This window comes from Paraburkholderia sp. JHI2823 (assembly GCF_038900695.1).
Taxonomy (GTDB): Bacteria; Pseudomonadota; Gammaproteobacteria; order Burkholderiales; family Burkholderiaceae; genus Paraburkholderia; species Paraburkholderia mimosarum.
The window spans coordinates 1-12,069 of record NZ_JAYMRY010000058.1 but is presented as its reverse complement, the minus strand read 5'-3'; the positions used below and the strand labels follow the sequence as shown (position 1 = coordinate 12,069).

Annotated in this window: 8 protein-coding genes; all 8 read left to right on the top strand. The window is 63.6% G+C overall.

The window, feature by feature from the left end:
• The first annotated feature begins 25 nt into the window (after nucleotides 1-25).
• The 8 genes from VSR34_RS34620 to VSR34_RS34585 all read left to right on the top strand — a co-directional run bounded on the left by VSR34_RS34620 (nucleotide 26) and on the right by VSR34_RS34585 (nucleotide 11,887).
• Complete coding sequence (locus tag VSR34_RS34620) at nucleotides 26-451, top strand: DUF4399 domain-containing protein (RefSeq protein ID WP_342964799.1); 426 nt, start codon at nucleotides 26-28, stop codon at nucleotides 449-451.
• 897 nt (nucleotides 452-1,348) lie between these two features.
• Complete coding sequence (locus VSR34_RS34615) at nucleotides 1,349-1,615, top strand: hypothetical protein (RefSeq protein ID WP_028212517.1); 267 nt, start codon at nucleotides 1,349-1,351, stop codon at nucleotides 1,613-1,615.
• 204 nt (nucleotides 1,616-1,819) lie between these two features.
• Nucleotides 1,820-3,217 carry an efflux transporter outer membrane subunit gene (locus tag VSR34_RS34610; RefSeq protein ID WP_342964798.1) on the top strand — a complete coding sequence of 466 codons (1,398 nt, stop codon included), beginning with the start codon at nucleotides 1,820-1,822 and terminating at the stop codon, nucleotides 3,215-3,217.
• 158 nt (nucleotides 3,218-3,375) lie between these two features.
• Complete coding sequence (locus VSR34_RS34605) at nucleotides 3,376-5,259, top strand: FHA domain-containing protein (RefSeq protein ID WP_342964786.1); 1,884 nt, start codon at nucleotides 3,376-3,378, stop codon at nucleotides 5,257-5,259.
• Nucleotides 5,260-5,281: 22 nt separating this feature from the next.
• The gene (locus tag VSR34_RS34600) at nucleotides 5,282-6,658 is read left to right on the top strand and encodes an HlyD family efflux transporter periplasmic adaptor subunit (RefSeq protein WP_028212518.1); all 1,377 of its coding nucleotides are present in this window, start codon (nucleotides 5,282-5,284) and stop codon (nucleotides 6,656-6,658) included.
• A gap of 46 nt (nucleotides 6,659-6,704) precedes the next feature.
• A complete protein-coding gene (locus tag VSR34_RS34595) occupies nucleotides 6,705-7,457 on the top strand; it encodes a peptidylprolyl isomerase (RefSeq protein WP_028212519.1) in 753 nt (250 codons plus the stop codon).
• Nucleotides 7,458-7,475: 18 nt separating this feature from the next.
• Nucleotides 7,476-10,550, top strand: a complete 3,075-nt coding sequence (locus VSR34_RS34590) for a peptidase domain-containing ABC transporter (RefSeq protein ID WP_342964785.1) — start codon at nucleotides 7,476-7,478, stop codon at nucleotides 10,548-10,550.
• Entirely contained in the window at nucleotides 10,547-11,887 is a 1,341-nt protein-coding gene (locus VSR34_RS34585; RefSeq protein ID WP_342964784.1) for a sigma-54 dependent transcriptional regulator, read from the top strand. The genes VSR34_RS34590 and VSR34_RS34585 overlap by 4 nt, the downstream gene beginning before the upstream one ends.
• Nucleotides 11,888-12,069: the final 182 nt, after the last annotated feature.

Below are 12,069 nucleotides of genomic sequence, written 5' to 3'. Positions count from 1 at the left end.
TCAGCCGGAAGCGGGAGTGCATGCCATGAACAGGTTCCTTATTTTTGCTGCCAGCCTTGCGCTGCTTGCGGGCGGCGCGGCGCACGCGGGCACGACGCCGGCCGACCCCAAGGCGCACGTGTACATCGGGTGGCCCAACGACGGCCAGGTGATGCCGGCCGGGCGGCCCTTTCGCGTCTGGTTTGGCTTGCGCTACATGGGCGTAGCGCCTTCGGACGTCGAGTTTCCGAATACCGGGCACCATCACTTGCTGGTCGATACCGACCTGCCGCCCATGGATCAGCCCATTCCTTCCGATCGCAATCATCTGCACTTCGGGGCGGGGCAGACGGAGACTATGCTGCAGTTGCCGCCGGGCAAGCATACGCTGCAGTTGCTGATGGGGGATGCCCATCATGTGCCGCATAATCCGCCTGTTTATTCCAGGAAGATCACCATATACGTTAAGTGATCCATACGGATTTATCTTCTGGCGTTTTTTTATTGCGGTTCTTTGCCCTTTTGGCATTTCCTTCTATTCGCGTCGGTATGCAGGCGTTGCCCCTGTGCGGGGCGGCACCTACTTTTCTTTGCCGCGGCAAAGAAAAGTAGGCAAAAGAAAGCCGCTCAAACCGCCAGCGCCAGCCACCATTCACCTCTCGCCGTAAAGGGTGAATGGCTCCGGAGCGTCCGTCACCGCTCGCCCACCAACGGAGTGACAAGGCACTCATCCTTCCGGCGGCGCTCTGCGCCCCGAAGGGCATAACGAAAAAAACATTGGCGTCCGTGCGTTCTCGCGACACTTGCCATGCCCCTCTGTTTCCCATGCAGACCCTTCCGCAGCGCGCGTAGCGAGCGGCGGGATGAATGAGCGCCTTGTCACTGGCTTTGAAGGTGCGAGGTGACAGACGCTCCGGAGCCATTCACCCATTACGGCGAGAGGTGAATGGTGGCAGGCATTGGCGGTGTGAGCGGCTTTCTTTGCCTACTTTCTTTGCCGCGGCAAAGAAAGTAGGTGCCGCCCCGCACAGGGGCAACGCCTGCATACCGACGCGAAAACAAGAAGCCCAAACCGGCAATCGCCACGACCACATACACGACCGCCGCAGCGGCGCTGTTGGCATAACCCCAACACAAACCCCGCGCAGCGTTGCGCAACACCCACCATCCAGTTAGCGACGAGCGCGCCCAACCCCGCGCGAAGCGTGAACAGAAACCCGGAAGCCCCCTTACGCAGCGGGCGATCCGCAGCATACAAGGCATCCGGCCACGCACTTGGCACGCCTCATGCCTTGTTGCATCCGAGCCCGCAACCTTGCAGCTCACATCCCAAACACCGTAGCAGCACATACCTTTCTGGAGAACTGCCATGAGCAAGCTGACGATTGCAGACCTGAGCGCCACCCAAGACCTCGACCGCCGCGAAATGAGCGCCGTGCGGGGCGGCTGGGTCGGAATGCCGTTCTACTACCCGGCCCCGAGCGTGAAGGTCAACACCACCAACTTCACCGCCGACCAGTTGATCGGCCAGACCAACACCATCATGAACAACACGGGCAACGACGTCGCGTTCGTAAAGAACATCCATTCGACCGTCGATCCGACGCAGCAGGCGCACAACGTCATCAACTTCTGATTGCGTTGCCAGCCGTGGAGGCCTTCGCGCCTCCGCGGCGCCTCCTTCCGCAGTATCCGCTGCCACCGTTTTTCTCGCGCTTTTCGTCGCCCTTGATTCCAGGAGTCGATCGTGAACACACCGCTCTCGCCGTCCGCCGCACACGTCCCATGCGGCACGCTGCGTTGGCAGGCCCGCCTGGCTCGTCTGGCTGGCGCGGCGGGGTTGAGTGTCGCGGCGCTGTGCGGCTGCACGGATCTGAGCACCCCTGCGTACCATCGCCCCGATATGCCCGCCAAGGAGACCTGGGCACATACGAGCCGCGCCTTCTCGGCGGCCGATGCGGTGAACCCGCAGTGGTGGAAGGCGTTCGACGATCCCTACCTGAACACACTTATCGACAAGGCGATTTCGGGGAACGTCGATATCCGGGTCCTGGCCGCACGCATTGGCGTGGCCGGCGCGCAGATCGGGGAAGTGCAGGCCGGTGCCCTTCCCACGGTCGACGCGGGCGCCGGTGTCGACTATGAAAAGAGCACGGGGCGAACGCTCACGAAGACCTATAACGTCGCGACGCAGGTGAACTGGGACATCGATATCTGGGGCAAGGTCGAAAAAAGCGTGCAGGCCCAAAAGGCCGAGTATCACGCGAGCGAGGCCGATTGGCGCGCAGGTTACCTCGTGCTCGTCGCGAATGTGGCGAGCACGTATTTTCAGATCCTCCAGTTCGACGATCAAATAAGAGAGGAGCAACACACACTCGAGCGCAACAAGCAGATTCTCACGATCTATCAGCAGATGTATGCAAACGGCGTGGCGCCCAAAACAGAGGTCCTGCGCCAGGCCGCCGAAGTCAACAACGTGACGACCGAACTGCTCGAGTTGCGCCGCCAGCGCGATACCGAAGAAAACGCGCTCGCCACGCTGGTCGGCGTGCCCGCGGGCGAGTTCAAGATGCCGGCGGGGCAGTTGCGCCAGCGCGTGAAGTTCCCCGACGTACCCATGGGTCTGCCCGCGCAACTGCTCGGTCGCCGCCCCGATGTGGTGGCCGCGCAATACCGCATTCTCGAATCGTATGACGAAGTCGGGTCGGCGCGGCTCGCCCAACTGCCCACGATCAGCCTCACGGGCCGCGCCGGCACGGCTGCGTTCTCGCTTTCCGATCTCTTCAAGGTGTTCACGCTGAGCTTCATGCCGAGCATCAACTTCCCGATGTTCGATCCCGGCGTGCATGCCCACATCAAGACGACCGAAGCGCAGAGCAAGGTCGTGGAGGAGCAGTACCGGCAGGTGGTGTTCACGGCTTTCGAGGAAGTCGAGAATGCGCTCGTGAATCTCGATGCGCACAAGAAGCAGCGCGTCGAACTGCTCCAGCAGAACGAGCGCCTGCGCACCGTTGCGGCGCAAGTCGAGGCACAGTTGAAAGAGGGGCTCGTGTCGCAGCTTGAAGTATTGGAGTCCGAACGTTCGCTTGCCTCAGCGGAACTGTCGCTTCTCGCCAACCACGAGCAGATCCTGAGCGACACGGTGACGCTCTACAAGGCGATCGGCGGCGGTTGGCCGGACGTCGATGTCACCAACGTGGCATCCAGCTCCGCTGCGGCTGCAGCGCCCGCGCAGTGAGTGCGTCGGCCGCTGCGGGGTCGCGCCAGATGTTTGACTCCAGCCAACAGTCGCCTACACTTTTCTCACACCCCGAACGCCATGTGCAAGGCGCGCGGCTTCCCACGGAGAGTCAGTGCGCACGCGGCGCTATCGCCCGCGCGCGGCCTGGCGCGCAAATGCTGACCGCTGGCGAAATCATGGTGCCTGACGCCGCATCCATTGCCGAAAGGCAGACATCGCTCGACCGGACGTTCGATATCGTCCTTCGGCCCATATCGCATGCCGAGCTTGGCGAGATCCGCATCGACAAGGATCTGTTCGCGGTAGGGCGGACGCAGCCGCCCTTTGCCTCGGCGAAGCCGGAGCTGGTTGTCGATGTCTCGCGCCGCCACGCGCGCATCTTCCGCGAGGGCGCCTCGGCTTACGTCGCCGACCTGGGCAGCAAGAACGGCACCGCGGTGAATGGCGTGGAAGTCACGCAAAAGCCGCATATTCTCAAGGACGGCGACGAGCTGAGCTTTGCCGGCGCGCTCGCGTTTCGCGTGAACCTGGTGCCGCGCGCGATGCGCGCCGCCGTGCGCCCGGTTGCGGTGACGCTCACGCCGGAGCGAGCCGATCTCGGTCTGCAGCAGATCGTCGTCACGAGTTTCCCGTTTCTCGTGAGCAAGACGGACGAGACGTTCGCGCAGTATCGCGAGGCGTATCCGCATCAGGTGAACTACCTGTCGCGGCGTCACGCGCACATCTATGCCGAAGACGACGCCATCTATGTCGAAGACCTCGGCAGTACCAACGGCACGTTCGTCGACGGCCAGCGTCTCGACGAGCACGCGGTGCGGCTCGAAGCCGGTCAGCACATCGCCTTCGGCGGCGAGCACTTTGTGTATCGCGTAGGCCTCGAAAATGCGAGTGGAAGCGATGCCACCGTGACCGCGACGCGCGAGCCGCGCGCGGCAGCGCTTGCCGACGACGCCGACCGAACGACCTTCGTCGGCACAGCGCACTCGTTCCTCGACATCTTCTGCACGCCGCCCGCACTGCCCCAGGACGACGAGATCAATCCCGACGCGCCTCCGCAAGCGCCCGAGCCTGGCCAGGACGCAAGATATCGGCGCGGCAGAATCGAAACTTTCCTCTGCGAGTTGAACGAAGCGCTCGGCGGCAGCGGCAAAGTCGACATGCGCCGGGTGGGGCGGTGGGGAGGCGGCGTGCTTGCGGCGATCGTCGCGCTGGTTGCGTTCGTGTATTTCCAGGGCTCGCCGCAGCGCGACATGCAGGCCTTGATGTCTGGCGGCCAGTTCCAAAGCGCGGCCCGCATGGCCGATCAATACCTGGCGCGCCATCCCGACGACGCCACGTGGCGCGCGATGGGGACAGAGGCGCTCATCAAGGCGAGCGTGCCGGACTGGGTCGCGGCCATTAATGCGCGGGCGTTCGACCGCGCGCACGCGATTGCGCAAGACATGCGCGTGCTCGCGCGCCACAACCCGGACGCGGCGCCGCTTGTCGAGAACATCGACTGGATCGGCGCACTCCAGTCGTTCGTGCAGGGACGTGGCGGCCCCGAAGCGCCGATTCGCATCTATCGCGACGAAGCGCCGATCCGGGCGCTCACGAGCCGCTGGAACGACGACCCCGGCGAGCATCAGCGGGCATTCGACAGGATCACGGCCTACGTCCCGGCGTTTTCTGCCGTCTATGCCGATGCACTCAGCCATTTGCGCAAGCTCCAGAGCGACGATTCAGTTTACGTGGCCGCGCTCGATCGCATCGAACAGGCTATCGACACGGCGCTCGCGAGCGACCGCTTCGACGCGCTTCCCGCCATGCTGACCGACTATGGGCAGCGCTACCCGCGGCTTGCCGGGCTCGACGCGGTACGCGCCGATCTCGACCTGTATGAGCAGATCGATAGCGAAGCCCACGCGGGCCACGCGCAGGTGGTGCACGACCGGCTCGCCGCGGCGCACTTTGCCACGCCACCGTTCGCGGCGCATGCGGGCGCGCTCGAAAAGCTCGCGATGGCAGGAGGGCGCGGTGAAGCTGCCCCGGCTCATTGAGCGCCTGCGCGAAGCGCACGGAATGCATGCCCCGCCGCAGCCGCCGCGGCCCCTCGGCGAGGCGCTCGGCGATCACAGCGAGGAAGGCGTCGCGATCCTCACCGCGCGCCCGTGGCGTCTCATCGAGGCGACCATCATCACGATGGTCGCGCTCGTGGTGTGTGGGCTGCTGTGGTCGTTCATTGGTCGCGCCGATGTGATCGTGAGCGCGCAGGGCGCACTCGCGCCCGAATCGGAGGTGCGCCGCATCTACGCGCCGGTCGACGGAGAACTCGTGGATATCTACATCGCCGAAGGGCAACCGGTCGAGAAAGACGACGTGATTGGCCGGATCAATGCGCGCGGCGCGATCCAGGCTGCGACCAATGCGTTGGACGCCCGGCTGAAGCTCGACGATGCCGAGCGAGAATGGAAAGAATTTCCCGAAAAGAAGGCGCTCATGATGCGCAAGGCCGAGGCGCTCAAGGCGCAGATCGACGTCGAGGAGCACATGCACCAGACCCGCGTCGCGGAAGGCACCAGCAAGCTCCAGCAAGCCCAGAGCGCCCAACTGGACGAAGCGCGCGGCAACATCGACAACGCGCGGCACGTGCGCGATCTCGCGAAGGAAGACGAGGCCAAGTACGAGCGCCTCTTCGCGCTGCCCGGCGGCGGTGGCGTCTCGCAAAGCCAGGTCGAGGAAAAGCGCAGCGCGTTTCTTCAGGCGGACAACAACCTGCGCATCGCCCAGGCGCGGCTCGCCGAGCTACAGGCGCAAACGAGCCACGAATTCGCGCAGGCGAAGGCGCAGCTCGAAGGAAGCGCCGAGCAGCTCACGAGCCTGCGTATCGAATACGACGCGACCGAGCGCGAGATCGCCAATACAGAAGACAAGCTGCGCCTGCAGGTGCAGACCGCGCGCCTCGCCGCCGACGCCGCGGCGCGCATCCGCTTCGAGAACATCGATAAGGACAACTTCCTGCTCGTGCTCGCGCCGGTGTCGGGCGTGATCACCGATGTGACGACGACGCAGCCCGGCGACAAGATCCAGGCCAACACGCCGCTGGGCGGCATTGCGCCGGCGAACGCGCGCCCGGTCGTGAAGGTGGCGATCGCGGAGCAGGACCGCGCGTTTCTGCGCGAAGGGCTGCCCGTCAAGCTGAAGTTCAACGCGTTTCCGTACCAGCGTTATGGCGTCGTGGACGGTACGCTCGAATACATTTCGCCGGCCACCAAGCCGCAGGCACAGACGAAGGAGCCGGTGTACGAAGGGCGCGTGCGTCTCGCGCGAGATCATTTTTCGATTGCCGGCGCGGCGTATCCGCTGCGTTACGGCATGACGGCAACAGCCGAGATCGTGGTGCGAGAGCGGCGCCTGATCGATTTCGCGCTGGACCCATTCAGGCAGATCGCTGGCTGAAGACAGTCAGGAACCCGATTCGCGAATCACAAATCAGGGGAACGATATGACGACAATCGTACGGATCGACGACGAGGCGATCGGCACCGAGGATTTCATCCGTGTGCTGAAGCTCACGGGGCAGTTCGAAAGCCTTGTCGAACAACAGGTGCGCGATCGGCTCACGGTCATCGCAGCGAAGAAAATGGGCGTGCAGGTGAGCCCCGACGAAATCCAGCAGCGCGCCGACCAGTTCCGCCGTGTGCGGGGGCTGCATCGCGCGGCGGATATGAACCGCTACCTCGATGTGTTCGGCATCAGCCTCGATGAGTTCGAGCGCTTCATCACCGATACGCTCTACCAGGAGAAGGCGTTCGCCGAGATCTGCAGCGACGAGGCCGTGGAGAGCTATTTCAAGCTCAATTCGCCGAAGTTCGACAGCATCGAAGTCAGTCACATCGTTGTGGATTCCGAAGGAAAGGCGCGCGAGGTGATGTCGATTCTGGAAGACGAACCGCATGCGTTTGGCGATATGGCGCGAGAACATTCGATCGCGGACACGAGCGAGCGTGGCGGCGTGATCGGCAAGGTGCTGCGCGGCTCATTGAAAACGGACATCGAAGCCAAGGTGTTCAACGCGCAGGTTGGCGATCTGCTCGGGCCGTTTCCCGCGCCGGACGGCTCGTTCTTCGAGATCTTCTGCGTGACGGCGAAGCACCCGGCAGCGCTCGAAGCCGACGTGACCTCCGAGGTGCGCCGGCTCCTGCGCGAAGAGTGGCTTGCCGAGCGCGCGCAAGAGCACATCATCGACGCGCATTGAACGCGCGGAGCCACGCAGATGGATACCCAGGCGCCCGCACCGACTAGCGCACCCACGCTACCGGACTTTCTCGCATCGGTCGAACCGCTCTCGCTCTTTTCGCGCGAGGAGCTCGACCGCCTCGCAGCGCACGTCGAAACGCGCAGCTACGCGTTCGGCGATACGTTGTGCAAGCGCGGCGAGCCCGCTGCCGGGCTTTATGTCATTCGCTCGGGCTCCGTGCGCCTAATCGCCGAGGAGCGCGGCAAGGAAACGAGTCTCGGCGTGCGCAAGGAGCGCGAGGTGTTCGGCGAGATCGCGATGCTGCGCGACTACTGGCACGAAGTGTCGGTGCGCGCGTCCGCGAAGACCGAGGTGCTCTGCATCCCACGCGCGGCGCTGGAGCCGCTGCTGGCCGCGAATCCGGCCGCGCAGTCGTTCGTGACGAGCTATGTGGCGATCAGCTCGGCGGGCGGCTTCGTCTCGCGGCTTTTCGATTTGCGCGGCAAGCTGTCCCGTGCCGAGCTGGAAGAGTATGTGTCGAGCGTGGGCGTCAAGCGGGTGAGCGCGGGCAAGGAGATCATCCAGCAGGGCGCGAGCGGCGACATGCGCCTGTATGTCGTGCGCCAGGGCGAGGTCAGCATTTCACGAGAGGAAGACGGCAGCGTGTACCAGCTGGCGAAGCTGGGCGCTGGCGAAATCTTCGGCGAGCGCGCGTGTCTGTTGCGCCAGGACCAGCACGCGAGCGTCACGGCGCTCACCGACGTGCGGCTCCTTGTGATTCCCGAGAAGACCGTCCACTTCATGCTGGAGCGCAACCCGAAGCTGCGCGAGGTGCTGGAAGAGCGCGTGCGCTTCAGCGAGCGCGAACTGCAGCGGCAGATAAAACTCGCCGAGCGCCGCAGCCGGCCCGTTGCGGTGGACAGCGGCGCGGACGCGGCCTTCAGGGAGCGCGTGATCAAGCGCTTCGTGCTGGTCGAGCAGGCCGAGGAGATGGATTGCGGCGCGGCGTGCCTCGCGATGATCTGCCGGCACTACGGCATTGCGATGACGCTCGGCAAGCTGCGCGATCTCGCGAACGTGACGACCCAGGGCGCGACGCTCGATAGTCTCGCGCGCACCGGCGAGGCACTCGGCTTCACGACGCGCGGCGTGCAGTGCACCTACGAGGCGTTGCAGGGCTTCGAGCTGCCCTTCATCGCGCACTGGGAGGGCTACCACTATATCGTCGTGTACGGTGTATCGAAGCAGTGGGTGAGGGTGGCCGATCCGGCGCTTGGTTTTCGCAAGCTGAGCGTAGAAGCGTTCGAGCGCGGCTGGAACGGCACCTGTCTGCTGTTCACGGCGGGCGAAACCACGGGCGCGCAGGCGGCCACGCGTTCACCGTGGGTGCGCTTCGTCGGCTATTTGTTGCCGTACCGGAAGATCCTCGCTCACCTGTTCCTCGCGACCTTCGTGATCCAGATGCTGGGCGTGGTGCCGCCGCTCATCATCCAGAACATTCTCGACAGCGTGATCGTCCATCAGAACGTGAGCCTGCTGCATCTGTTGATCGTCGGACTCGTCATCTCGCATGTGTTCACGCAGCTGATGACGACGATCCGCGCGCACCTGTCGAATTTCATGGTGCGCAGTCTCGACTTCGCGATGATGTCGCAGTTCTTCAAGCATACGATGTCGCTGCCGTTCTCGTTCTTCGCGCGCCGCAAGACGGGCGATATTTTCGCGCGCTTCCAGGAAAACCAGACCATACGCGCGTTCCTGACCGAATCCACGGTCACCACGGCGCTCAACCTGCTGATGATCTTCATCTACTTCACGATCATGTTTCTCTACAACGTGAAGCTCACGCTGCTGCTCATCGTGTTCGTGGTACCGATCATGGCGCTGACCGCGCTTGCCACGCCGCGCCTCAAGCGCTATGCGCGCGAGGTGTTCTCGGTGTCCACGGACGCGCGCTCGATGCTGATGGAAACGCTCGGCGGCGTGGAGACCGTGAAGGGCATGGGCATCGAACGGGCAGTGCGCCTGAAATGGGAGCGCAAGTACGCGAAATCGCTGGAAGTGCAGTACCGCGCGCAGGCGTTCAACATTCTCGTAGGGCTGGGTAGCCAGTTGCTCAACGCGGCCACGACGATTGTGATTCTCTGGGCCGGGGCCACGCTCGTGCTCAATCAGGAGCTGAGCATCGGGCAATTGATCGCCTTCAATGCCTTCATGGGGAGCGTGCTCGCGCCGCTCATGGGCCTGGTCGGCTTATGGAGCCTGATGAACGACGCGGCGGTCGCGATGGAGCGCCTTGGCGACGTGCTCGACATCGAGCCCGAGCAGAAGCCCGCCGATCTCGGCTCGCGCGTGCTGCTACCCGACTTGCAAGGCGACATCGAATTCAATGGCGTGTATTTCCGCTATGGCGGCAATGAAACGCCTTATGTGCTGGAAAACATCAGCTTTTCGGTGGGCCGTGGGCAGATGGTGGCGATCGTCGGGCGCAGCGGCTCAGGCAAGACGACGCTCGCGAAACTGCTGGTGGGCTTCTACGCGCCAACCGAAGGCAAGATCAACGTGGACGGCTACGACATGAGCACCATCGACCACGCGTACTTTCGCGCGCAGGTCGGCTATGTCATGCAGACCAACCTCGTGTTTTCCGGGACGATCGCGGAGAACATCGCCTGCGGCGACGCGGTCCCGGACTGGCGGCGCATGGAGGAGGTGGCGCGCATGGCCGACGCGCACGCGTTCATCGCGAAGATGCCGCTCGGGTACGAACAGGTAGTGGGCGAACGCGGCATGGGTCTCTCGGGCGGGCAGATACAGCGCCTGTGCATTGCGCGCGCGCTTTATCACGACCCGCGTCTGCTCGTTTTCGACGAAGCCACCTCGTCGCTCGACACGCAATCGGAGAGCAACATCCTCTCGAACATGCACGACATCCTTCAGGGGCGCACGGCGCTCATCATCGCGCACCGGCTCAGCACCATCATGCGGGCGGACAAGATTCTCGTGCTGTATGAAGGCGCCATCGTCGAGCAGGGGCGGCACGAAGAACTGGTTGAGCGCAAGGGCATGTACTACCAGCTCGTGCAGAAGCAACTGGGTCCATCATCATGAAGCTTTTCGACCCGCATGGATTCGGCAGCTCCGTTGTGTCCTACGCCGGGCTGCTGGAGAAAATCGAGATCCTGCGTTCCACGCTGCGCTGGGCGCCGCGGCTCGAACGCGCCGATATCGAAAAGCTCCTGAACCAGTCGAACGCACTGCGCGACGAGGTCATGCAGCTCTCGCGCAAGGAGCGGTTCGTCGAGGCCGCGGCCGAAGCGCCCGGCGCACTCGATGGGCTCGATGCTACCGGCGCTGCGCTCGAAAAGCCGGAGGCGCTCACGCCATCGGCGCACCGCCGGCGCGAGGCGCTGATCGAACGCAGCTTCATATTCGAAGGCATATTCGGTGATAACCCGAAGCTGCTCGCGGCACTCGAGATCGCGGAAAAGGCGGCGCCCACGGATCTGCCGGTTCTGATCGACGGTGAAAGCGGCACTGGCAAGGAGCTGATGGCCAAGGTCATCCACGCCAACGGCGGGCGCGCTGACCGCCCCTACATCTCGGTCAACTGCGGCGCGATTCCCGAGAACCTGCTCGAATCGGAATTGTTCGGCCATCGCCGTGGGGCGTTTACGGGTGCATCGAACGATCGCAAGGGCAAGTTCGAAAGTGCGCACACCGGCACGATTTTTCTCGACGAAATCGGCGAACTGCCGCTACAAGGACAGGTGAAACTGCTACGCGTGCTGGAATCGCACGAAATCCAGCGCGTGGGGTCGGACGAACCGATTGCGGTCGACACGCGCATTGTCGCGGCGACCAACCGGAATCTGCGTGAGCTCGCCGCGCAGGGGCAGTTTCGCGAGGATCTCTTTTACCGCCTGAGCGTCATTCATGTCACGCTGCCCGCGCTGCGCGAGCGCAACGATGAAATTCCGCTGCTCATTGCCTGGTTCGGCGACGAGGCGGCCAGCCAGCTCAAGCGCCGGCCTGTGAAGCTGACGCCCAAGCTGCGCGATTTTCTGCTCACGTATGCCTACCCGGGCAATATCCGCGAGCTGCGCAATCTCATATACCGGCTTTCGTGTCTCGCTGGCGATACGGCCGATATCGAGCATTTGCCCGACGATATTCGTCCACGCACGGCGGCGCAGGCGCAGCGCGCTGTGGAAGCGGAGGCGTCGGGGGCGCCGCTGTCGCTCAGCGACGCGAAGCGCGCTGCGAGTGATGAAGCCGAGCGCGCGTTCCTCGAGCGCGGTCTGCAGGAAACCGGCGGAACGGTGGCGGAGCTTGCGCGGCGCTGTGATATGAATCGGTCGCATTTGCAGATGCTGCTTAAGAAGCACGGGATTCATTCGAAGGATTTTCGGCATGCCGAAAAGGTGGGGAATGGGAAGGGGTCCTGATGTTATGTCTTTGTTGTTGTTTTTTTGGTACTTCGCCCCTTTTGGCATTTTCTTGTATTCGCGTCGGTATGCAGGCGTTGCCCCTGTGCGGGGCGGCACCTACTTTTCTTTGCCGCGGCAAAGAAAAGTAGGCAAAAGAAAGCCGCTCAAACCGCCAGCGCCAGCCACCATTCACCTCTCGC